The sequence below is a fragment of the Aliamphritea ceti genome (assembly GCF_024347215.1).
GTDB lineage: Bacteria > Pseudomonadota > Gammaproteobacteria > Pseudomonadales > Balneatricaceae > Amphritea > Amphritea ceti.
Window position 1 is genome coordinate 1278511 of sequence record NZ_AP025282.1, and the last position, 21824, is coordinate 1300334.

General features: G+C 45.3%; 23 protein-coding genes. 16 read left to right on the forward strand and 7 right to left on the reverse strand.

Annotated features, from left to right (window positions below):
- Positions 1-30: 30 nt before the first annotated feature.
- The 4 genes from OCU49_RS05830 to OCU49_RS05845 all read right to left on the reverse strand — a co-directional run bounded on the left by OCU49_RS05830 (position 31) and on the right by OCU49_RS05845 (position 2155).
- On the reverse strand, positions 31-474 hold the full coding sequence (locus OCU49_RS05830) for a DsrE family protein (RefSeq protein ID WP_261844040.1): 444 nt from the start codon (positions 472-474) through the stop codon (positions 31-33).
- Positions 475-539: 65 nt separating this feature from the next.
- A complete protein-coding gene (locus OCU49_RS05835) occupies positions 540-1157 on the reverse strand; it encodes an OmpA family protein (protein WP_261844041.1) in 618 nt (205 codons plus the stop codon).
- A 137-nt stretch (positions 1158-1294) separates the two neighbouring features.
- Positions 1295-1594, reverse strand: coding sequence for a YciI family protein (locus tag OCU49_RS05840; RefSeq protein ID WP_261844042.1), 300 nt, complete (start codon positions 1592-1594; stop codon positions 1295-1297).
- 12 nt (positions 1595-1606) lie between these two features.
- On the reverse strand, positions 1607-2155 hold the full coding sequence (locus OCU49_RS05845) for a septation protein A (RefSeq protein WP_261844043.1): 549 nt from the start codon (positions 2153-2155) through the stop codon (positions 1607-1609).
- A 45-nt stretch (positions 2156-2200) separates the two neighbouring features.
- Here OCU49_RS05845 and OCU49_RS05850 point away from each other — a divergent pair, with 45 nt between their 5' ends.
- The 4 genes from OCU49_RS05850 (at position 2201) to rluB (ending at position 5284) form a co-directional block, all read left to right on the forward strand.
- On the forward strand, positions 2201-3061 hold the full coding sequence (locus OCU49_RS05850) for a PHP domain-containing protein (RefSeq protein ID WP_261844044.1): 861 nt from the start codon (positions 2201-2203) through the stop codon (positions 3059-3061).
- A 123-nt stretch (positions 3062-3184) separates the two neighbouring features.
- Entirely contained in the window at positions 3185-3802 is a 618-nt protein-coding gene (locus OCU49_RS05855) for an L-threonylcarbamoyladenylate synthase (protein WP_261844045.1), read from the forward strand.
- 141 nt (positions 3803-3943) lie between these two features.
- On the forward strand, positions 3944-4333 hold the full coding sequence (locus OCU49_RS05860) for an H-NS histone family protein (protein ID WP_261844046.1): 390 nt from the start codon (positions 3944-3946) through the stop codon (positions 4331-4333).
- A 108-nt stretch (positions 4334-4441) separates the two neighbouring features.
- Positions 4442-5284: a 23S rRNA pseudouridine(2605) synthase RluB gene (gene rluB / locus OCU49_RS05865; protein ID WP_261844047.1), complete on the forward strand. Its 843-nt coding sequence runs from the start codon at positions 4442-4444 to the stop codon at positions 5282-5284.
- Between the two features lie 127 nt (positions 5285-5411).
- Here the strand turns inward: rluB and OCU49_RS05870 are convergent, their stop codons facing one another.
- From OCU49_RS05870 to ubiG, 3 genes are all read right to left on the reverse strand, one after another.
- Positions 5412-6152, reverse strand: a complete 741-nt coding sequence (locus OCU49_RS05870) for a YciK family oxidoreductase (RefSeq protein WP_261844048.1) — start codon at positions 6150-6152, stop codon at positions 5412-5414.
- Positions 6153-6183: 31 nt separating this feature from the next.
- Positions 6184-6879 carry an HAD-IA family hydrolase gene (locus OCU49_RS05875; protein WP_261844049.1) on the reverse strand — a complete coding sequence of 232 codons (696 nt, stop codon included), beginning with the start codon at positions 6877-6879 and terminating at the stop codon, positions 6184-6186.
- An 81-nt stretch (positions 6880-6960) separates the two neighbouring features.
- Entirely contained in the window at positions 6961-7692 is a 732-nt protein-coding gene (ubiG, locus tag OCU49_RS05880) for a bifunctional 2-polyprenyl-6-hydroxyphenol methylase/3-demethylubiquinol 3-O-methyltransferase UbiG (RefSeq protein WP_261844050.1), read from the reverse strand.
- 279 nt (positions 7693-7971) lie between these two features.
- Here ubiG and gyrA point away from each other — a divergent pair, with 279 nt between their 5' ends.
- From gyrA to OCU49_RS05940, 12 genes are all read left to right on the forward strand, one after another.
- Positions 7972-10614 (forward strand): DNA gyrase subunit A, encoded by a 2643-nt coding sequence (gene gyrA, locus OCU49_RS05885; RefSeq protein WP_261844051.1) that lies wholly within the window; start codon positions 7972-7974, stop codon positions 10612-10614.
- A 131-nt stretch (positions 10615-10745) separates the two neighbouring features.
- Positions 10746-11828 carry a 3-phosphoserine/phosphohydroxythreonine transaminase gene (gene serC / locus OCU49_RS05890; protein ID WP_261844052.1) on the forward strand — a complete coding sequence of 361 codons (1083 nt, stop codon included), beginning with the start codon at positions 10746-10748 and terminating at the stop codon, positions 11826-11828.
- A 39-nt stretch (positions 11829-11867) separates the two neighbouring features.
- Positions 11868-12965 carry a prephenate dehydratase gene (gene pheA, locus OCU49_RS05895; RefSeq protein WP_261844053.1) on the forward strand — a complete coding sequence of 366 codons (1098 nt, stop codon included), beginning with the start codon at positions 11868-11870 and terminating at the stop codon, positions 12963-12965.
- 30 nt (positions 12966-12995) lie between these two features.
- On the forward strand, positions 12996-14099 hold the full coding sequence (gene hisC, locus OCU49_RS05900) for a histidinol-phosphate transaminase (protein ID WP_261844054.1): 1104 nt from the start codon (positions 12996-12998) through the stop codon (positions 14097-14099).
- The gene (locus OCU49_RS05905; protein WP_261844055.1) at positions 14096-16312 is read left to right on the forward strand and encodes a bifunctional prephenate dehydrogenase/3-phosphoshikimate 1-carboxyvinyltransferase; all 2217 of its coding nucleotides are present in this window, start codon (positions 14096-14098) and stop codon (positions 16310-16312) included. Before hisC ends, OCU49_RS05905 begins: the two co-directional genes overlap by 4 nt.
- On the forward strand, positions 16312-16995 hold the full coding sequence (gene cmk / locus OCU49_RS05910) for a (d)CMP kinase (RefSeq protein WP_261844056.1): 684 nt from the start codon (positions 16312-16314) through the stop codon (positions 16993-16995). The genes OCU49_RS05905 and cmk overlap by 1 nt, the downstream gene beginning before the upstream one ends.
- A gap of 26 nt (positions 16996-17021) precedes the next feature.
- The gene (gene rpsA / locus OCU49_RS05915; RefSeq protein WP_261844057.1) at positions 17022-18701 is read left to right on the forward strand and encodes a 30S ribosomal protein S1; all 1680 of its coding nucleotides are present in this window, start codon (positions 17022-17024) and stop codon (positions 18699-18701) included.
- Positions 18702-18779: 78 nt separating this feature from the next.
- Entirely contained in the window at positions 18780-19073 is a 294-nt protein-coding gene (locus tag OCU49_RS05920) for an integration host factor subunit beta (protein WP_261844058.1), read from the forward strand.
- Between the two features lie 33 nt (positions 19074-19106).
- Positions 19107-19412 carry a LapA family protein gene (locus OCU49_RS05925; protein WP_261844059.1) on the forward strand — a complete coding sequence of 102 codons (306 nt, stop codon included), beginning with the start codon at positions 19107-19109 and terminating at the stop codon, positions 19410-19412.
- Position 19413: 1 nt separating this feature from the next.
- Positions 19414-20592 carry a lipopolysaccharide assembly protein LapB gene (gene lapB / locus OCU49_RS05930; protein WP_261844060.1) on the forward strand — a complete coding sequence of 393 codons (1179 nt, stop codon included), beginning with the start codon at positions 19414-19416 and terminating at the stop codon, positions 20590-20592.
- A 26-nt stretch (positions 20593-20618) separates the two neighbouring features.
- The gene (pyrF, locus tag OCU49_RS05935; protein WP_261844061.1) at positions 20619-21323 is read left to right on the forward strand and encodes an orotidine-5'-phosphate decarboxylase; all 705 of its coding nucleotides are present in this window, start codon (positions 20619-20621) and stop codon (positions 21321-21323) included.
- Between the two features lie 88 nt (positions 21324-21411).
- Positions 21412-21732, forward strand: coding sequence for a ComEA family DNA-binding protein (locus OCU49_RS05940; protein ID WP_261844062.1), 321 nt, complete (start codon positions 21412-21414; stop codon positions 21730-21732).
- Positions 21733-21824 lie beyond the last annotated feature (92 nt).

A 21824-nucleotide genomic window follows, 5' to 3' on the forward strand; every position in this document is an offset into this window, starting at 1 on the left:
TATTTTAAAACCACGCTTATGCGTGGTTTTTTATGGGCGGACGTAAATATAGCCCTGTTGTTGTAACGCCACAATTGCAGGTAGGCCTGCCTGAACCCGGTTTTCTTTTTCTGCGCTATATATATTATCAATGACAACGTTATAAGCATCCAGTGTGTTGCCGCAAAACAATAATTCAGCTCCTTCAAGCTGTATGGTATCCAGGCGGACCTGTTTAGCTTCATCTTCGTTTGCAGCCAGAAAATATTCTAAGGCAGCGCCGTGAATCATCACTTTCAAGTCGATATTTTCTTCACCAACTGCTGCTATATGATTACTGATATTCGTAAAAGTAGCGTTTATCCGGGATGTTTCAGGATAATTGATGTGGTAAATGACTTTTTGTGGTGCGTAAGTCTGATCGGCAAAGCTTGTATTAGTAATACAGATAAGTAAAAAACTGGCTGTAATGAAGCGGGAAATAAATAGAGACATAAAAAAACCGATAGTTTCGTTAAAATGTTAACGAATAGACTATCGGTTTTTTAACAGGCTTGGAATTACTGGTTAACAGTAACTTGGTTCTGGCCTTCGATAACAACTTCTACACGACGGTTAGCGCGCAGGCAGCTAATCTGGCTTGCACCTTTGTCAGTACATGCACGAACAGGATCAGCTTCACCGTAGTGATGTGAAACGATGTTAGAAGTGCTAACGCCAGCGTTAGTCAGAGCAGCTTCTACAGCCTTAACACGACGCTCAGACAGCGCGTTGTTGTAGTTGTTGCTACCGATATCATCGGTGTAACCACTCAGGCGGATTGCGTCCAGTTTTTCAAGAGAGTTCGCGTAATTAGCAATGTTGCTTACGGAATCTACTTTTGAGCTGTCGAAAGCAAAGTTAACAACAAATGATTTAGTTTCAGAAACCATCATTGTTTTGGTTTTAGGCTCTTCTTTAGCCATAACTGGTGCTGGTTCTGCAGCAGGTTCTGCGCCACATGCAACAGTACGGTCTTCAGCTTTAAATTCAGAAGTGTGCCAGCATTCACCAGCACTTGTTTTCCAGTTAGTAGCGTTAGAGTTTACAGCGTAACCAGCGTGATCATCGTGTGCCTGGGCAACACCGGAAAGGCCCATTGCTGTAATTAAACCAGCGCACAGTGCAAGCTTTTTCATTGTTATACGTCCTTATGAGAGATCAAATAAAATCGGATACATATTAAACCGCTATGTATACCAGATTAACCTGAACAGCAGCTAAATTTGTCCAAAAATGCCTCGAAAAAACAGCCACTATTACTGCGTCAAGCCGTTTATGGTAATACTTTTTTATAGGGTTTGACTACTATCCGCTCGTATACACCCTGATGCAGATATGGATCATCGTTGGCCCATTCTTGTGCTGCACCCAGGGAGGTAAACTCTGCGACAACCAGACTGCCTGTAAATCCTGCCGGACCGGGGTCTTCAGAATCAATAGCCGGATGAGGTCCTGCAATTAACAGACGGCCTTCATCTTTAAGGGCTATCAGACGCTCTACGTGAGCCGGACGGGCGGCCATGCGCTGGTCAAGTGTATTAGGTTTATCTTCACTGATTATTGCGTAAAACATATTCTGATGTCCTTAGTCGCTGTGTGTTGACTCGTTTTCCAGATGTTTGGATATGTAAACGCCTTGCAGGAGAATAAACAGAAACGTTAATCCCATCATGCCAAAGAGTTTAAAGTTTACCCAGGTTTCTTCATCCATGGTGAAGGCTACGAAGAGGTTAAGGGCACCCAGTATTATATAAAAAACAACCCAGGCGTAATTCAGTTGACGCCAGGCGTGCTGGGGGAGCTGTATAGCGTTTTGCATCAGGCGCTGAATAATTGTTTTGTCGCCAATGTACTGGCTACCGAGAAAGGCAACAGCGAACAGCCAGGTAACTACAGTTGGCTTCCATTGAATAAAGGTTTTGTCCTGAAATATAACGGTGGCACCGCCAAGAACGACAACCAGTCCAAGTGTGACGAGCTGAATCATTTCAATCTTACGTGTTTTGATCCAGGTATATAACATTTGTAGCAAGGTTGCAGGAATCAGAATGGCGGTTGCTAAAATTATATCGTTCGTGCTTTTGTAAACGATAAAGAAGATAATAACCGGCAGGAAATCGAGTAATAGTTTCATGTGCGCTCGTCTTCGGAAAAATGTAATCAGTATAAAGTGAGCCTGATGAGTTATAAACCCAATCTGGCGGAGGATTTCGCCTTTTCTGACCTTCATTGTCATTCTTACTGTTCTGATGGTGAATTATCACCGCGTCAGTTGGTCGAGCGTGCCGCAAGTAAAGGCGTCAGAATTTTAGCTTTGACTGATCATGATACAACCGATGGTGTTGCTGAGGCTGAGGTCGCCAGTCAGGAATATGCTCTGAAATTAATTCCCGGGGTTGAGTTAACTGCGCTTTGGGGGAAAAGAGTTGTCCACATCGTTGGTCTTGGTTTTGATCCGGATAATTTAGTTTTGAAAGACTATTTGCAGGAGTTAAAACAGTTAAGGGATAGGCGGGCGGAATTAATAGCGGCCCGTCTGGTTAAGAAAGGCTGTCCTGATTTATTAGATAAAGCTAAAGCATTGGCAGGTGAAGGCCAGATTGGACGCCCACATTTTGCTCAGGCAATGGTTGCAGCGAGAGTAGTGGACTCGCCCGCGAAAGCATTTAGTTTATATTTAGGAGCGGGAAAGCCTGGTGATATAAAAGTAGAATGGCCGGAAATGTCTGCTGCAATTGAGTGTCTGCATCAGGCTGGTGGTTACGCAGTATTAGCGCATCCGACTAAATATAAACTTACTTTTACTAAAATTCGGGAAATGATTGCGGCATTTGCGGAGTCAGGTGGTGATGCTATTGAAGCCAGATATCCTGGAATTGATCCGGGACAAACCCGACAAATAGAAATTGCAGCGCAGCGCCATAATTTATCGTTATCTGCCGGTAGTGATTTTCACTGCACAGGTTTTAGCTGGAGTGAATTAGGCAAGTATCCAAAAATACCTGATAGTGATATGCATATTCTTCATCAGATTCTCTGAGTTTTTATGTCAGGGCAATTATAAGCTTAATTTCTGTGTGGCTTTTAACAGCTGCTCTGTTTATGAGAGCTATTATTCAGTAGAATCTCTTCTATCTTAGATAACCTTATTGCAGGTCTGATCGTGAGCCAATTTTTTCAGATTCACCCGGAAACGCCGCAGTCGCGTTTAATTAAGCAGGCTGTTGAAATTATTAATAAGGGTGGCGTCATTGTCTACCCTACAGATTCCGCTTATGCCTTAGGTTGTCATTTAGGTGATAAGTCAGCATTAGAAAAAATAAAGCGTATTCGTAAGCTTGATGATAAGCATAATTTTACGCTTGTGTGTCGCGATTTATCTGATATCGGTACTTATGCCAAAGTGGATAATGTGGCTTACCGGTTATTAAAAGCGCATACCCCTGGTGCTTATACTTTTATTTTGAATGCTACTACGGAAGTGCCACGTCGGTTATTACATCCTAAGCGTCGTACGATTGGTTTAAGGATCCCACAGAATACTATTGCGCTGGATTTAATGGCAGCGTTAGGGGAGCCGATAATGAGTACTTCTCTTATTATGCCAGGGGATGATCAGCCTTTAATGGATCCTTATGAAATTCGTGATCTTTTACAGCATGAGGTTGATTTAGTAATTGATGGTGGATATTGCGGTATGGAGGCGACGTCAGTCATTAATTTAGTTGAAGATGTACCGGTTGTTGTTCGTGAAGGTGCTGGTGATATTTCTGATTTCTAAATATATAGTCTTATACTAAACTGGGTTTAATAACTGTTAGATGTGTGAATGGTGTTATTTTTTATTGAATATTCTTGAAAAGAAACGATCAATGGAAAATAATATAAATCGTTTTGTTTAGTATATCTTTGGATGGTGAAAATGACTGATTTTGTGAAAATGCTGACACGCAAAAATTCTTTAAGAAAACAGTGTCAAGAATTAACAGCTGTAGAGATTGAAAAGGTTGTTACTGATCTGACTTTAATTCTCGAAGAAAAGCGTGAAAGCGAACAGGCGATGGTTGCTGCTGAGCAAGAACGTCTGGATAAAATCGATGCAATCAGAAAAAGTATGCAGGAAGCAGGTATTGAACTTGATGATTTAATGGGCATGGTAGAGACCACAACTAAGAAAAAAGTTGAGCCTAAGTATCAGGTGACTGATGAAGAAGGTGAGGAACACTTCTGGTCTGGTCGTGGTCGCACACCGATTGCATTCCAGAAGCATTTTGAAAAAGGTTTTTCCAAGGAAGATTGCTTAATTAAATAAGCGCTTTCTTGTATAATGTTTGAAAGCTCTCCAGCTTGGTTGTTGGAGAGCTTTTTTTGTTTTTGAATATATTCCCAGAGATTTGTCTCTGGTGCTGAGGATGCGCAGATGAGCGATGAAAAATTGCAGAAAGTACTGGCGCGTTCCGGGTTTGGTTCACGTCGTGAGATGGAACGGTGGATTGAAGCGGGGCGTATCCAGGTTAATGAGCAGGTAGCAACACTGGGAGATCGAATATCGCCTAGAGACCAGGTGGAAGTTGATGGTCATGCTAAAAGTATGGTCTTCGATCGTAAAAGTGAGCGCCGGGTTCTGGTTTATAACAAACCGCTGGGTGAAGTCTGCACACGTCATGATCCTGAAGGGCGTGGTACAGTATTCGATCACTTGCCACCGCTAAAACAGGGGCGCTGGATTGCCGTTGGGCGTCTGGATATTAATACTTCAGGCTTGTTGTTGTTTACCACTGACGGTGATCTTGCTAATAACTTGATGCACCCATCTGCAAACCTTGATCGTGAATATGCGGTACGAGTGTTAGGTGATGTAGATGAAGATTTGGTCAAGCGCCTGAAAAAAGGTGTTTTGCTGGAAGACGGCATGGCTAAATTTACAGATGTTCAGTATTTCGACGGTGCGGGTGCTAATAAGTGGTATCACGTGGTGGTAATGGAAGGCCGTAACCGTGAAGTGCGTCGCTTGTGGGAATCGCAGGGGATTAAAGTAAGCCGTTTGAAGCGTGTACGCTACGGACCTTTCTTTTTACCAAGTGAAGTTAAGGCGGGTACCTGGAAAGAGCTTGAGCAAAAAGAAATTAACATGCTCTCCAATATGATGGGTATGAAGCAGAAGCGTAATAAAGCTCTGACGCCTAAAGAGAAAGAAGTTGCGGAGCGCCGCGCTAAGCGCCAGAAACCTCGTCGTGAGGTTGGGCCAAAGCGTACAGAATAATGTGCTGAATAAATAAAAAAAACGGCTACCTGATCAGGTGGCCGTTTTTGTTTGTATCTTGCTTGATGCCAGGCTTGTGTTTGGTCAGCGAGCTATTACAGTGTGTTTTTGTGGCTGGCTGAAGAGATTACTGAGCGTTAAGTGTTTCTCCTTTTACGTTCAGGCTGTCGTCACCAAACAGGTATAAATACAGCGGCATAATATCAGCAGGCGCAGCGACAGTTGAAGGATCTTCAGCTGGATAGGCGTTGGCGCGCATATTTGTACGTGTTGCTCCGGGGTTGATACAGTTAACCCGGACATTAGTCACTGACTCAAGCTCATCTGCCAGAATTTGCATCATGCCTTCGGTAGCAAACTTGGAAACGCTATAGGCGCCCCAGTACGCTTTACCCTTTCGACCAACGCTGGAAGATGTGAATACAATGGAGGCATGATCGGCTGCCTGAGTCAGAGAGAGTAGCGCCTGAGTTAGCATGAAGGCTGCATTTACGTTCACCTGCATAACGCGTTGCCAGATGCTTGGGTCATAGCCTTCCAGAGGCGTCCGCATACCGAGCAGACTGGCGTTATGCAGTATGCCGTGTAATTTACCAAACTCTTGTTCGAGCATAGCTGCAAGGCTGTCGAAATCAGTTTCAGTTGCTGACTCCAGGTTCAGCGGAACAATAGCTGCCTGTGGATAACCTGCGGCTTCTATTTCGTCATATACCAGTTCCAGTTTCTCTTCGGTACGGCCAAGCAAAATAACTGTGGCGCCATATGAGGCGAAGCAGAGAGCTGCAGCACGGCCTATACCGTCGCCTGCACCCGTGATAAGAATATTTTTATCGGCAAGTAAGTTTGCCGGAGCCCTATAATCAAACATAATTATTGTTTCCTGGGTGCGTGGCCAAGTATCAGTGGATTGTAAAATGGCTGGCTAATAAAGGTTGCAGCTCAGTTGCCGTCTGGATGTTGTAATTGCTATTCCAGTTATTAATGTTGTCATCTTGACTGATGTAACCATAGGCGGCTGCAATTGTTACCATGCCAGCCCGGTTGCCTGCTTCAATGTCACGGATGTGATCTCCAACGTAAACGCTGTTTTCAGGTCTGCATTGTAATTGTTGGCAGGCTAGCAAGAGGCCTTCTGGGTTAGGTTTTTTTTGCTCGATATGCTCTGGACAGATAACACTGCCAGCGGCCGGCTTGAGGTTAAGCTGTCGCATTAATGGTTCTGTGTATAGCCAGGGTTTGTTGGTAACAATACCCCAGGGAATCGATTTCTGTTCAAGCCAGGTTAGCGTATCTGTAATGCCTGTAAAGGGGCGGCTTTCTACGCAGGTTTGCGCTAAATAAAGTTCTAATAAACGGTTTTGCAGGCTTGTTATTTCGAGACTGATATCTGTAGCTATGTGCTTTGAAAATGCTCTCTCTACCATAGCGCGGGCACCGTCAGAGACGGAGGGTAGGAGATCCTCATAGCTGATAGTTGGCAGATTCTTCTCACTTAGCAGGATATTGATAATGCGATGGAAGTCAGCAGCGGTGTCAATCAGAGTGCCGTCCAGGTCAAAAAGAACAGCCTCAAGTTTTTTGATGTGACGGGTCATTGGTTATTGCCTGGTTTGGCTGATTATTGCGTAACCTGAATTTATTTATCCGGTTACGCATTAAATGAAATGCAGATTGTTTTAGCTGAGGTTGGGTTTGCTGCAAGCGACCATATAATTAACATCTACATCCCGAGGGTTAAGTCGGTATGTCTTTGTCAGTGGGTTGTATGTCAGGCCGGTAATTTCATTGCTTTGCAGGCCGGCAGCGCGAATCCAGTTTGCCAATTCAGAAGGGCGAATGAATTTCTTAAAATCATGAGTGCCTTTTGGGACGAGCTGAAGAATCTGCTCGGCACCGACAATCGCCATCAGGTAGCTTTTAGGATTGCGGTTCAGCGTTGAAAAGAAAACTTTTCCACCGGGTTTGGCGAGCCGTGCGCAGGCATCAACGATTGAAGACGGATCTGGTACGTGTTCCATCATTTCCATGCAGGTAACAACATCGAAACTGCCGGGTTGTTCTTCTGCCAGTTGCTCAACGGTTACTTGTCGGTAGCTAACGCTTACACCGCTTTCTAAGCCGTGAAGCTTGGCCACTTTGAGGGGTTCTGCACCCATATCTATACCGGTAACTTCAGCGCCACGTTGTGCCATTGACTCAGAAAGAATGCCTCCGCCACAGCCTACATCCAGAACTCTTTTGCCCGCAAGATTAGCCAGCTTATCGATGAAACCAACTCTTAAAGGATTGATGTCGTGAAGAGGTTTGAATTCACTTTCTTTATCCCACCACCGGCTGGCAAGTTCTTCGAATTTGGCGATCTCTTCAGGATCGATATTCGCGGAGTGCTGGTTATTTGTGTCGCTCATAGTGCTGGCTGACCGTTCGCTAAAAAATAATGGCAGGGATTTTAGCATTGCTGTCAGGGCGAATACAAAAGGCTTTAGTTTTTCCGGATAGACAGGCGCTAAAAAACGCTAGAAAAAAGTTGTAATACTTTTGGTGATCAGGTATGGCTCAAGGTCTTAATTTTGCGGGATTATTATTGCTTCTTTATGGTATACTTCGGCGGTTCTGATCAGGGCTGTAACTGTATACCCTGATCCATTAATTCTCAGCAGTCTGATTCAAGGATAGCCAAAGCTATTATGGGTGATTTAGCCAGAGAAATTCTGCCAGTTAACATCGAAGATGAACTGAAGCAGTCGTATCTTGATTACGCAATGAGTGTAATTGTTGGACGTGCCTTACCTGATGTCCGTGATGGCCTGAAACCGGTGCATCGTCGGGTACTGTTTGCCATGAGCGAACTGGGTAATGACTGGAATAAAGCATATAAGAAATCTGCCCGTGTGGTCGGGGATGTTATAGGTAAATACCATCCTCATGGTGACAGTGCTGTATATGACACCATCGTACGGATGGCGCAGCCGTTCTCTATGCGTTACATGCTGGTAGATGGTCAGGGGAACTTTGGTTCTGTTGATGGTGATTCAGCAGCCGCAATGCGTTATACCGAAATACGTATGGCGAAGATTTCCCATGACATGCTGGCAGACCTGGATAAGGAAACTGTCGATTTCGTTCCAAACTATGATGGAACAGAGCATATACCGGAAGTATTACCAACCCGCGTACCGGCGCTGCTGGTAAACGGCTCTGCAGGCATTGCTGTTGGTATGGCGACTAACATTCCGCCACACAGTTTGTCGGAAGTTGTACGTGGCTGTATCGCATTGATTGATAACCCTGATATGACCATCGATGAACTGATGGAATTTATCCCGGGGCCTGATTTCCCAACCGGTGCAATTATCAATGGTCGGGCGGGTATTTTACAGGCCTACCGCACAGGTCGTGGCCGTATTTATATTCGTGCCAAGCACCACATCGAAGAAAATGAGAAGAACGGCAAGCAGTCGATCATCTTTACCGAGATTCCATATCAGGTAAACAAGGCGCGGCTGATTGAAAAAATCGCTGAGCTGGTTAAAGAAAAGAAACTCGAAGGTATAACTGAGCTGCGTGATGAGTCCGATAAGGATGGCATGCGGATTGTTATTGAGTTGCGTCGCGGTGAAGTGGCTGAGGTTATTGTTAATAACCTGTTTGCTCAGACTCAGCTACAGAATGTTTTCGGTATTAATATGGTGGCTCTGGTTGATGGTCAGCCACGGACGCTTGATCTGAAATCTATTCTTGAATGCTTCGTTCGTCATCGCCGTGAAGTTGTTACCCGTCGAACAGTTTATGAGCTGCGTAAGGCGCGTGAACGTGGTCATATTCTGGAAGGACTGGCGATTGCCCTGGCAAATATCGATCCGATTATTGAGTTGATTAAAAAATCACCAACGCCTGCTGAAGCTAAAGAGCGACTGTTAGCTAGCCCTTGGGTATTGGGTGATGTGACTTCAATGCTGGAAAGAGCTGGTGAAAATGCTTGTCGTCCTGAAGATCTTGAAGCTCAGTACGGTATGCATGATGGCAAGTATTTCTTGTCACCAGTACAGGCTCAGGCAATTCTTGAGTTGCGTTTGCACCGTCTGACAGGTCTTGAGCACGATAAGCTAATCGGTGAATACCGAGAGCTGCTGGTTAAAATTGCCGAGTTGCTGGAAATTCTGAGCAGTGCTGAGCGTTTGATGGAAGTTATCCGTGAAGAGCTCGAAGCAATTGTTGCTGAATATGGTGATGAGCGTCGTACAGAAATTATCGCATCGCAGCAGGATTTGACAGTTGCTGATCTGATTACCGAAGAAGATATGGTAGTAACCATTTCTCACGGTGGTTACGCTAAGACTCAGCCACTGACTATGTATCAGGCACAGCGTCGTGGCGGTAAAGGTAAGTCTGCCACAGCGGTTAAAGACGAAGACTTTGTAGAAAAACTGCTGATTGCCAGCACGCACGATACTATTTTGTGTTTTACCAATTTTGGTAAAGTTTACTGGTTGAAAGTGTATGAAATACCGCCTGCAAGCCGTGCTGCCCGTGGCCGACCTGTTGTTAATATTCTGCCTTTATCTGAAGGTGAACGTATTACAACTATTTTGCCGGTTAATGAGTACGCTGATGATCACTATGTATTCATGGCAACTGCTGCAGGTACTGTTAAGAAAACGCCGTTGGAGAACTTCTCTCGTCCCCGTTCTTCTGGTTTGATTGCGCTAGCGCTGGATGAAGGTGATTCTCTGATAGGTGCTGCAATTACTGATGGCACTGCTGAAGTCATGCTGATGTCTAATCAGGGCAAGTCTATTCGTTTTGCAGAAGGCGATGTACGTCCAATGGGTCGAACTGCCCGTGGTGTACGTGGAATTAAAATAGCTGAGGACGCGCACGTTATTGCGTTGATTATTCCTCAGGAAAGCGGCCGTATTCTGACAACCAGTATTAAAGGTTTCGGAAAGCAAACGCTGGTTGAAGATTTCCCGACTTATGGTCGTGGTGGACAGGGTGTTATCGCGATGCAATGTACTGAGCGAAACGGTGAGCTTGCCGGCGCAGTACAAATGTTCGAAGGCGATGATGTCATGCTCATCAGTGATAAGGGCACCTTGGTGCGTACCCGCAGTGAAGAAATTTCAGTGCTAGGTCGTAACACGCAGGGGGTTCGTGTAATTCGGATAGCCGACGATGAAAGTCTGGTAGGTCTGGCGCGAATTGAAGAGCCTGATAGTGATGAGATCGAAGGTGAAGAGCTGGAGGCTGCCGGTGAAGGTCAGGCGGTTTCTGACACTGAGCCAGCAGCAGAAGCCCCTGCTGATTCGTCAGAGAGCGATGAAGCATAATATCTGACTGATAATAATGTGCGGCTTTAGCCGCACATTTTATTTTGGAAGATAGTTATTTATGAAGTCTTACAGACCCTTAAAAGCCTCAGAGAAGGCTCTTCGGAAACAGTGTAAAAGAAGTAGTAATCATGACCCGCAAATATAATTTCAGTGCCGGTCCGGCGGCATTACCAGAAGACGTCCTGTTTCGGGCGCAAAGTGAATTACTTGACTGGCAAGGTCAGGGCTTGTCCGTGATGGAAATGAGTCACCGTAGTCCTGAATATGTCTCTGTTGCGAAAAAAGCTGAAAGTGATTTACGTGAGTTGATGAATATCCCTGACAATTATCAGGTGTTATTTATGCAAGGTGGCGCAACCAGTCAGTTCAGCATGATTCCAATGAACTTGATGGGCAATAACGTCAGTGCTGATTATATCAATACTGGTGACTGGTCATCTAAGGCAATCAAAGAAGCTAAGCGATACATTCAGGTTAATGTTGCTGGCAGCAGTGAGGACTCAAACTTTACCGCTGTACCTGCACAGGATGAGCTGCAGTTGGACTCTAATGCTGCTTATGTGCATTACACTCCGAATGAAACCATCCGTGGTGTTGAGTTTGATTATATTCCGGAGACTGGTGATGTGCCGTTAGTTGCTGACATGTCTTCAAATATACTTTCGGGTCCTATTGATGTTAGCCGGTTTGGAATGATTTATGCCGGTGCGCAAAAAAATATTGGTCCGGCGGGCTTAACTGTCGTTATTATTCGTGATGATTTATTACAGGCTCCGGTTGATAAAACGCCTACTTTATTCAGCTACAAAGCGATTGCTGATGCGGACTCGATGCTCAATACCCCGCCAACTTTTGGCTGGTACTTGGCGGGTTTGGTCTTTGAGTGGCTACAGGCACAAGGCGGCGTGCCTGCAATGGATAAATTAAATGATCTGAAGGCTAGTAAGTTGTACAGCTATATCGACAACAGTGATTTCTATACTAATCCTGTGGATATAGCAGTACGTTCACGCATGAATGTTCCTTTTATACTGGCGAAACCTGAGTTGGATAAGTTGTTTCTTACTGAAGCGACTTCAGCAGGGTTGCTGAATTTGGCAGGACATCGCTCTGTTGGCGGTATGCGTGCGAGTATTTATAATGCGGTACCTGAAGCGGCAGTCGATGCTTTAATCGAGTTTATGCAAGACTTCGCTGTAACCCATGGTTAATCAGGTTTGGGTAAGAATAATAAGAGGTTGCTGCAAAATATGAGTAATCAGGAAGCAGAATTAAAAGTATTGCGCGATCAGATTGATAGCATTGATCGTCAAATGCATAAGTTGCTGAACGATCGTGCCCGCTGTGCTCAGCAGGTTGCTGAAGTTAAAGAAAAGTATCAGGCTGGGGATGCTGTGTTTTACCGTCCTGAGCGTGAAGCTCAGGTATTACGCCGCGTTATGGAGCGTAATGAAGGGCCTCTGGCAGATAAAGAGGTAGCGCGTCTGTTCCGTGAGGTCATGTCTGTTTGTCTGGCTCTGGAAGAGCCGATGCGGGTGGCATTTCTTGGGCCTGAAGGGACTTTTACACAGCAAGCGGTTAACAAACATTTTGGCCACTCTGCCCAGGGCGTTCCTTTTAACTCCACAGATGAAGTTTTCCGTGAGGTTGAAGCGGGCAGTGCACACTATGGCGTTGTACCGATAGAAAACTCCACTGAAGGTATGGTCAACCATACACTGGATCTGTTTAAGCGCTTTAATTTACAGATTTGCGGTGAAGTAGAGTTACGGGTACATCACCATCTGTTGCGTAATGATGCCGATGGTATCAGTGGTATTAAACGCATTTATTCTCATCAACAGTCTTTCGCGCAATGCCGTAGTTGGCTGGATAGCCATTTCCCATCGGTAGAGCGGGTCGCGGTTAGTAGTAATGCTGAAGCTGCACGTCGCGCAGCAGAGGAAGGCGATGAAGTTGCAGCAATCGCCAGTGATATGGCTGCTGAGCTGTATCAGATGAATGTTATTACCCGCAATATTGAAGATCAGCCTGATAACTCAACCCGTTTCTTAATTATTGGCGATCAGGAAGTGGGTAAGAGCGGTAATGATAAAACTTCAATATTGGTAACTGCGCAGAATAAGACCGGTGCGTTATACGAACTATTGCAGCATTTTCACGCTTCGGACATAAGTCTGACTCGAATTGAAACGCGGCCTGCAGGGCAAGGCGCATGGAAGTATATGTTTTATATTGACTTTGAAGGGCACTTCAGTGATCCCGATGTTCAGAAAGCACTAGATGCACTGATCGCGGACTCTGTTGAGCTTAAGTTACTGGGTTCTTATCCGGTTGCGGTTATCTGATACGTATCTGTGGCTAAAGAGAATACATACATGGCGTGTGATTTTTATAAGTTAGCTGTTCCCGGTGTAAAGGACCTGAGTCCTTATCAGCCGGGTAAGCCTATTGATGAGCTAGAGCGTGAGCTGGGGATCAGTAACAGCATCAAGCTGGCCAGTAATGAAAATCCTTTAGGCCCTAGTAAGCAGGTGAATGCAGCTATTAATGCCGAGCTTTCTGACTTGAGCCGCTATCCTGATGCAAATGGTTTCGCGCTTAAGCAGGCTTTACAGGAACGCTTTAATATTGCCGCCGGTAAAATTACGCTGGGTAACGGCTCTAATGATGTTCTGGAACTGCTTGGCAGAGTGTTCCTGCAGCCTGGTAATGAAGTCATATATTCTGCACATTCCTTTGTTGTATATATGTTGGTTGCCCAGGCGAGTGGAGCGAAAAGTATAGTGACCCCTGCGCAAGAATGGGGGCATGATCTGGACGCAATGGCAAAAGCTATAACGCCTGAAACCCGGATGATATTTATCGCAAACCCGAATAATCCGACAGGTACCTGGGCAGATCAGTCTGCCTTGGATACTTTTATGGCAAAAGTGCCAGACAATGTTTTGGTTGTGCTGGATGAGGCTTACACCGAGTACGTAACTGAAGCGACCTATCCTGATGGTTTATTGCTGCAAAACACATTCAGTAATCTGATCGTGACGCGGACTTTTTCGAAAGCTTATGGTCTGGCAGCTATGCGGGTTGGCTATGCAGTTGCAGACGCTGCAATCACCGATTTGCTGAACCGCGTACGTCCGCCTTTTAATGTAAATTCACTAGCATTGGCGGCAGCGGTTGCTGCTTTGAATGACGAAGCGCATTTGCAAAGCAGTATTAATCTTAATTTGCAGGGAATGAAACAGCTGGAGCAGGGCTTTACTGAGTTAGGCTTGAGCTGGATTCCATCAGTCGGCAACTTTATCACCCTGGATTGTGGCAAAGAGGCAGCTCCAGTGTATCAGGGGCTACTACAGGAAGGTGTTATTGTTCGGCCTGTTGCTAATTACGGTATGCCGAATCATTTACGTATTACTGTCGGTTTGCCAGAAGAGAATCAGCGTTGTCTGGTTGCGCTAGAGAAGGTGTTGAGTTTGTGAGTGGTTTTTTAGCGCAGCGTATAGCTGTCATTGGATTAGGGTTAATTGGTGGTTCACTGGCTAAAGCGCTGCGTGAACGTGGTCTGTGTAAGACTGTTATAGGTTATGATCGTAACCCGGATGAACTGGCAGCTGGCTTGCGGTTAGGTGTTATTGATGAGGTAGCCGATTCACTTGTTGCTGCTGCTGAAGCAGATGTCGTAGTGTTAGCTGTGCCTGTGAAGGTCATGGAATCGGTGCTGGCTGAATTAAAACCAGCATTGCGCAGCGATACAGTGATTACTGATGTAGGTAGCGTAAAGGGTAATGTTGTTCGGGCGGCAGAAACTATATACGGCACTATGCCGCCATATTTTATTCCTGGGCATCCTATTGCCGGTTCGGAAAAAAGTGGTGTTGCAGCTGCTGATTCGGGGTTATTTAAGTGTCATAAAGTCATCATCACACCGTTACCTGACAGTAACTCAGATGCGGTTACTCTGATAAGCCGTATGTGGCAGTTAGTTGGTGCGGAAGTTTTACGTATGTCAGTTGACCGGCATGACGAAGTACTTGCTGCTACCAGCCATTTACCCCATTTGCTGGCATTTTCTTTGGTAGATACGCTTTCACAGGAACAAGAGCGGAATAATATTTTCCGTTATGCTGCGGGTGGTTTCAGAGACTTTACCCGAATTGCCGCCAGCGATCCGACGATGTGGCATGATGTTGGTATTGCTAATAAAGCCGCTATTTTAAGCAAGATAGACGAATTTTCCGAAGGTCTGGCGCAACTGCGCCAGGCTATCGAAACTGAAGACAGCCGTACCATGCTGGGTGTATTTACCCGTGCAAAAGCGGCTCGTGAACATTTTTCTAAGATTTTATCGGGCTCAGCCTACGCAAACGATATGACTACAACAAAAGAAACCGTATTTCATTTACAGCCTGGTGGTCAGGCTAAAGGTCAGGTACGTGTACCTGGTGATAAATCAATTTCACACCGCTCAATCATGCTGGGCTCTCTGGCGGATGGTGTTACTCATGTCAGTGGTTTTCTGGAAGGTGAGGACAGCCTTGCAACCTTACAGGCGTTCAGAGATATGGGCGTCGTAATTGAAGGTCCACATCAGGGTGAGGTTAAAATTTATGGTGTGGGTCTTAATGGTCTGCGCCAGCCACCGGGCCCTCTTTATGTGGGTAACTCTGGCACCTCTATGCGTTTATTGTCAGGTTTGCTTGCCGGGCAAGCCTTTGATGCTGAACTGACGGGTGATGCATCATTGACTAAACGCCCGATGGAGCGTGTGGCAGCGCCACTACGTTTGATGGGCGCAAAGGTTGAAACGGGCGAGAATGGTTGCCCGCCAGTTAAAGTAACCGGTGCGCAATCCCTGAAAGGTGTTAAGTATGCAATGCCTATGGCCAGTGCCCAGGTTAAGTCATGTCTGATGCTTGCTGGTTTATATGCTGAAGGTACCACCAGTGTGACTGAGCCTGCACCAACCCGTGATCATACAGAGCGTATGTTGCAAGGTTTTGGCTATAGCGTAAATGCATCTGGCGGTGAAATTGATTTGCAGGGTGGCGGTAATCTGCAGGCGACTAATATTGATGTACCTGCTGATATCTCTTCGGCAACCTTTTTCATGGTTGCTGCAGCGATCTCTCCAGATTCCGATGTGACACTTGAACATGTAGGTATTAATCCAACCCGTATTGGGGTTATCAATATTCTTACTCTGATGGGTACAAATATTGAAATGCTTAATGAGCGTGAAGTTGGTGGTGAGCCTGTAGCAGACATTCGTGTACGTTATGCTCCATTGAAAGGTATTCACATTCCTGAAGATCAGGTGCCATTGGCAATCGATGAATTCCCTGCATTGTTTATAGCTGCTGCTTGTGCTGAAGGCGAAACTGTTTTAAGCGGTGCTGAAGAGCTTCGCGTGAAGGAAAGTGATCGTATACAGGCAATGGTTGATGGTCTGAAAATCTTGGGTGCCGATATTGAGGGCACGCCAGACGGAGCGATTATTCGTCAGAGCCAGCTGAAAGGCGGTGTGGTTCAGAGTCATGATGATCACCGTATAGCGATGGCATTCAGCGTGGCTTCATTGCGTGCTACAGAAAATATCGAAATTCGTGAATGTAACAATGTCGCAACGTCATTCCCGAACTTTGTTGAGTTAGCACAGGAGCTTGGCCTGAACATCCGTAAGGAGGATGTCTGATGTCCCATGAATTTCCGGTAATAACAGTTGATGGTCCAAGTGGCTCAGGCAAAGGTACTATTTGTAGTTTACTGTCCCGAGAGTTGGGTTGGTCTTTACTCGATAGCGGTGCTTTGTATCGTTTAGTAGGACTGGCAGCGCGACACCACGGTGTCGCGCTGGATGATGAGGCTGCATTGGTTGTGCTGGCAGCACATTTAGATGTGCAGTTTTTGACAGCACAGTCAGGCGAAGTGCAGATCATTCTTGAAGGCGAAGAAGTGACTGACGTTATTCGCACTGAAGAGTGTGGTGCCGATGCTTCTCAGGTTGCTGCGCTTGGTCCGGTTCGGGATGCTTTGTTAGAGCGTCAGCGGGCTTTTGTTGCTGAGCCGGGATTGATTGCTGATGGCCGTGACATGGGCACTGTGGTTTTCCCTGATGCAGTGCTCAAAGTGTATCTGACTGCGAGTGCTGAAGAGCGTGCGAAGCGTAGATATAACCAGTTGATAAATAAGGGACTGGGTGCTAGTCTTCAAGCAATCACAGAGGATATCAGGGCGCGTGACGCACGGGATATAGGCCGTTCAGTAGCGCCATTAAAGCCAGCTGAGGATGCTATAAAGCTCGATACTACTACTATGGGTATTGATGAAGTCTTGGCGGAGGTGCTGGAACAAGCCAGGCATAAAGGCCTGCGCTAACGACCATTCTGCGAGGGTTGAGGGGTATGAGTGAAAGTTTTGCTGAGCTATTTGAAGAAAGCTTAAAAGAAATCGACATGACCCCCGGGACGATAGTCGCCGGTGTGGTAATGGCGATTGATGGTGATTTTGTCACGGTCAATGCAGGACTGAAGTCTGAAGGTGTCATACCCCGACAACAATTTCTCGATGATAATGGTGAGCTGCTGATAACAGTCGGCGATGAAGTTAGGGTTGCTCTGGTTTCTCTTGAAGATGGTAACGGTGAAACACAGCTGTCCCGGGAGAAGGCTAAACGGTATGAAGCCTGGCAGGTACTTGAGCTTGCCCATGCCAATGATGAAATTGTTACCGGTCATATTACAGGTAAAGTAAGGGGCGGTTTTACAGTAAGCGTAAATTCCGTTAATGCTTTCTTACCAGGTTCTCTGGTAGATATACGTCCTGTTCGGGACACTTCTCATATTGAAAATCAGGAACTCGAATTTAAGCTGGTAAAGCTTGATGCCAAACGGAATAACATAGTTGTATCCCGTCGGGCAGTGCTGGAGACCGCTTATAATCAGGAACGTGAGAAGCTACTGGCGAGTTTAGAAGAAGGACAGCGCGTTAAAGGCGTCGTAAAGAACCTTACTGATTATGGTGTGTTTATTGATTTAGGTGGACTTGATGGTCTGCTACATATAACGGATATGGCCTGGAAGCGAATTCGGCATCCCAGTGAGCTGGTTACAATCGGTGACGAGCTGGATGTTCAGGTCTTACGTTTTGACAAAGAAAAGAGTCGTGTATCTCTTGGGCTTAAACAGCTTGCAACTGATCCGTGGGATGAGTTTATTGATGCTTATCCGGTAGGTAGCAGAGTATCGGCTAAAGTGACGAATTTAACGGATTATGGTTGCTTTGCTCAGATCAGAGAAGGTATAGAAGGCTTAGTACATGTGTCTGAGATGGACTGGAAGAATAAGAATGTTCACCCATCTAAGGTTGTTCAGGTTAATGATGAAGTCGAGGTAATGATCCTCGATATTGATGCTAAGAAACGTCGTATATCACTGGGGATGAAACAGTGCCTGAATAACCCATGGGATACGTTTGCAGATACCCATACTAAAGGCACTAAAATTTCCGGTGTTATAAAGTCTATAACTGATTTTGGTATATTCATTGGCTTAGATGGCGGCATAGATGGTCTGGTGCATTTATCTGACCTTTCCTGGGACGAGCCTGGTGAAGAGGTGGTAAAGCAATACCAGAAAGGCGATAACCTGGAGGCGATTGTACTGGCTGTTGATGCTGAGCGGGAAAGAGTCTCTTTAGGTGTAAAACAATTATCCAGTGACCCGTTTTCTCTGTACGTCGAAGATGTACGTAAAGGTTCGATTGTTAAAGCTGTTATTAGTGTTATTGAGACGCGGCAACTAATAGTAACTCTTGCTGAAGGTGTGGAGGGGGCTATTAAACTTGCTGAGGCAAGCTCTGCTCGTATCGAGCAATTACAGGATCATTTCAAGGTAGGTGACCAGCTTGATGCTTTAGTTATTCAGGTTGACCGACGCAACAGGCATTTGGGGTTATCTGTTAAGCAAGTTGAGAAACATCAGGAAAAAGAGGCAATGGAAGCCATATCGAATCAGGATGTTGCTGGCAGTGGGCCAACAACGATTGGTGATTTAATAAAGGCGCAGATGGATAAGAAAAAATAGACTGGCCAAAAGAGTCTGTTTAGCGGTTTGTTCATTGTTGCTTCATATAAAATACGTTATCAATGCAGGAGGAGAGCTATGACAAAGTCAGAGCTGATCGAGCAACTGATAGATCAGAACCAGCAGCTTTCTATAAAAGATGTAGAGCTGGCGGTAAAAACCATGCTGGATCATATGACAGAATCATTGTCTGAAGGTGAGCGGATTGAAATTAGAGGTTTTGGTAGTTTTTGTTTACACTACCGTGCACCTCGTGTTGGCCGTAACCCAAAAACCGGGGATTCGGTAGCATTATCTGCTAAATACGTGCCTCACTTTAAGCCGGGCAAAGATTTGCGTGAGCAAGTAAATAACAGTTTGGCGGAGCAATAATACGCTGCGTTTTGAGTCATTCAGGGGATAGTAATGCGTTGGTTAAAATATCTGATCATCGTGATGTTGTGTATAGTTGCGTTGGTTGTCGGCATAGGCTTTGCCTGGCTTAATACTGATGATGTGGTGATCAATTTATTTTTTGTAACTTTACCCGAGGCGAGCTTATCTCTTTGGTTGATGGCTAGTTTCGTATTTGGCGGCTTTGCTGGAATTCTGGCAACGGGCGTTGGGATGATGCTGTTAAAGACTCAACTTAAAGCGGCAAAGCGTAAAGTAAATTCTGCTAATCAGGAACTCGACCGGTTAAGAACGGCGTCTCTGAAACAGAGTACCTGAAATGTCAGACCTGCTTTTAATCGGGCTGTTCTTTATAGCAGTAGGCCTGGGATGGTTCCTTGGACGTATGGGGAAAACTGTCCCGGCTGATACATCTTCCGGCTCACTGCAACGTGAGTATTTTGCCGGCCTGGATTACCTGTTAAGTGAAAAAACGGATGAAGCTATTGATAGCTTCATCCGTGCGTTAGAAATTAATTCTGACACCCTTCCTGCTCATATTGCGCTTGCAAAACTATTTCGCCGCAAAGGTGACGTCGATCGTGCAATACAAATTCATCAAAACTTGCTGGCCCGTCCGGACCTTTCTAAACATGATTTTTTACGCATTCAAATTGCGCTGGCAAAAGACTATTTCGCAATAGGGCTTTTTGATCGTGCTGAAAAACTATTGCTGGAGATTAACCAGCAGAATCCACCTGCAGAGCCCCGTCAGAAGGTTTTGACGTTATTAACTAAGCTGTATGAAAAAGAGCGGGAATGGCAACAGGCATTGCAGGTTGCCAGGCAGTTAGCCGCTAATGAAACCCGTGAGATTCAAACTGAACTTAGTCATTATTGCTGTGAGTTAGCGACAGACGATATTAAAAAACATCGTTATAAGCAGGCAAAAGTAAGATTATCACAGGCGCTGAATTACGATAATAATGCTGTCAGAGCTTCTTTATTACGGGCACAAATGGAGATGCAGCAAGCGAACTGGCGGGCTGCTATAAAAGATCTAAAATCAGTTGCTCAGCAAGATCCGGTATTTGTATCTGAAACGGTGCATTTACTTAAGAGTTGTTACTCAGAGTTAAATCGGTCTGACGAATTTGAGGTATATTTAAAACATTGTCTGGTTACAACACCTTCTACGTCTGTGATGTTAGGTATTGCTGATATTATTTTAGAAAAACAAGGGGCTTATCCCGCCGGTATTTTTATTACCGATGAATTAAAGAAGCGTCCAGCGGTGAAAGGTTTTAACAGACTGATTGATTTATATATCTCACATGCGGCCAAAGGCACTAATGAAAGTCTTTTGGTGTTGCGCGGACTGACAGGTCAGCTTGAGCAAAGTAAGCCTGTATATTTGTGTCACCGTTGTGGTTTCTCCGGTAAAAATTTACTTTGGCAGTGTCCTTCTTGTCAGAGCTGGGGTACAACCAAACCAATACAAGGCCTTGAAGGCGAATAACCATTTTATTGATTTAAGAGAAACTGATGAGCAAAAAGCAAATTATCGTTGCCTTGGATTATCCTGATCAGGCGGCTGCATTGGCTATGGCTGAGCGTCTTGACCCTAACCTTTGTCGCGTTAAAGTTGGTAAGGAATTATTTACCCGTGCCGGGCCGGCTATGGTGGAAAAGCTGCATTCAAAAGGCTTCGATGTTTTTTTGGATCTTAAGTATCACGATATTCCTAATACGACAGCTAAAGCGGTTCGCGCGGCAGCAGAGTTGGGTGTGTGGATGGTTGATTTACATGCAAGCGGCGGCAGAAGCATGATGGAAACTGCCCGTAATGAACTGGAAAAAGTTAACGGCGCGGATACCTTGTTGATTGCTGTAACGGTTCTTACCAGTATGGAGCGTAGCGATATGGTTGAGTTAGGTCTGGATCTGGACCCGCTTGATCAGGTAAAGAGATTGGCTTTGCTGGCACAGAGCTCAGGCATGGACGGAGTGGTGTGCTCTGCTCAGGAAGTACAGCCTTTGCGTGAGATTATTAAATCAGATTTCCAGCTGGTAACGCCTGGAATTCGCCCTGCAGATGCAGATGTTGGCGATCAGAAGCGGATTATGACGCCTGGTCAGGCGATTTCTGCAGGGAGTAGTTTTCTGGTGATTGGCCGTCCTATTACACAGGCTGAGAGTCCTGAAACGGCTTTAATTAAAATCCAGCAGGAAGTTACTGGCGCAGGTTGATCAGTCGCTTTTTAGTACTGGTTTGTATCATCGTAATTATCTGTGCTATTTTCATGATTCAACTAGTAATTTTGCAAGGATGCTTACTATGCTTAGATGGAATTTTTATAAAACTATTCTGGTTTCAATTGCATTGATTTTCTCCACATATTTATATGCTGGCGATCATCAGTTAGACATCAACAAAGCAAGTGCAGCCCAGTTGGCTGAACATCTTAGCGGTGTTGGTGCCAAGAAAGCTGATGCAATTGTTGCCTACCGGGATGAACTTGGCGGTTTTAGTAGTCTGGAGCAGTTGAAAGATGTAAATGGAATTGGCGCTGCTTTATTTGCTAAGAATCTTGATCGAATCACTCTCTCAGAGTCTGCCGTCGTTCTGGAAAAGCCGGATCCGGCTTCTTCTCAGTAATTGCTTAAGTATCAGAAAAGCTCTGCATTGCAGAGCTTTTTTATATCTGTCTCAATAATTTACACTCTGCTAGTTTAGAACGATTTTAAGCT

Excerpts from the sequence above, each read along its gene's own strand:
- OCU49_RS05830 (WP_261844040.1), bottom strand. The coding sequence starts at position 474 with ATGTCTCTATTTATTTCCCGCTTCATTACAGCCAGTTTTTTACTTATC.
- OCU49_RS05835 (WP_261844041.1), bottom strand. The coding sequence starts at position 1,157 with ATGAAAAAGCTTGCACTGTGCGCTGGTTTAATTACAGCAATGGGCCTT.
- OCU49_RS05840 (WP_261844042.1), bottom strand. The coding sequence starts at position 1,594 with ATGTTTTACGCAATAATCAGTGAAGATAAACCTAATACACTTGACCAG.
- OCU49_RS05845 (WP_261844043.1), bottom strand. The coding sequence starts at position 2,155 with ATGAAACTATTACTCGATTTCCTGCCGGTTATTATCTTCTTTATCGTT.
- OCU49_RS05850 (WP_261844044.1), top strand. The coding sequence starts at position 2,201 with ATGAGTTATAAACCCAATCTGGCGGAGGATTTCGCCTTTTCTGACCTT.
- OCU49_RS05860 (WP_261844046.1), top strand. The coding sequence starts at position 3,944 with ATGACTGATTTTGTGAAAATGCTGACACGCAAAAATTCTTTAAGAAAA.
- rluB (WP_261844047.1), top strand. The coding sequence starts at position 4,442 with ATGAGCGATGAAAAATTGCAGAAAGTACTGGCGCGTTCCGGGTTTGGT.
- OCU49_RS05870 (WP_261844048.1), bottom strand. The coding sequence starts at position 6,152 with ATGTTTGATTATAGGGCTCCGGCAAACTTACTTGCCGATAAAAATATT.
- OCU49_RS05875 (WP_261844049.1), bottom strand. The coding sequence starts at position 6,879 with ATGACCCGTCACATCAAAAAACTTGAGGCTGTTCTTTTTGACCTGGAC.
- ubiG (WP_261844050.1), bottom strand. The coding sequence starts at position 7,692 with ATGAGCGACACAAATAACCAGCACTCCGCGAATATCGATCCTGAAGAG.
- gyrA (WP_261844051.1), top strand. The coding sequence starts at position 7,972 with ATGGGTGATTTAGCCAGAGAAATTCTGCCAGTTAACATCGAAGATGAA.
- serC (WP_261844052.1), top strand. The coding sequence starts at position 10,746 with ATGACCCGCAAATATAATTTCAGTGCCGGTCCGGCGGCATTACCAGAA.
- pheA (WP_261844053.1), top strand. The coding sequence starts at position 11,868 with ATGAGTAATCAGGAAGCAGAATTAAAAGTATTGCGCGATCAGATTGAT.
- hisC (WP_261844054.1), top strand. The coding sequence starts at position 12,996 with ATGGCGTGTGATTTTTATAAGTTAGCTGTTCCCGGTGTAAAGGACCTG.
- cmk (WP_261844056.1), top strand. The coding sequence starts at position 16,312 with ATGTCCCATGAATTTCCGGTAATAACAGTTGATGGTCCAAGTGGCTCA.
- rpsA (WP_261844057.1), top strand. The coding sequence starts at position 17,022 with ATGAGTGAAAGTTTTGCTGAGCTATTTGAAGAAAGCTTAAAAGAAATC.
- OCU49_RS05920 (WP_261844058.1), top strand. The coding sequence starts at position 18,780 with ATGACAAAGTCAGAGCTGATCGAGCAACTGATAGATCAGAACCAGCAG.
- OCU49_RS05925 (WP_261844059.1), top strand. The coding sequence starts at position 19,107 with ATGCGTTGGTTAAAATATCTGATCATCGTGATGTTGTGTATAGTTGCG.
- lapB (WP_261844060.1), top strand. The coding sequence starts at position 19,414 with ATGTCAGACCTGCTTTTAATCGGGCTGTTCTTTATAGCAGTAGGCCTG.
- pyrF (WP_261844061.1), top strand. The coding sequence starts at position 20,619 with ATGAGCAAAAAGCAAATTATCGTTGCCTTGGATTATCCTGATCAGGCG.
- OCU49_RS05940 (WP_261844062.1), top strand. The coding sequence starts at position 21,412 with ATGCTTAGATGGAATTTTTATAAAACTATTCTGGTTTCAATTGCATTG.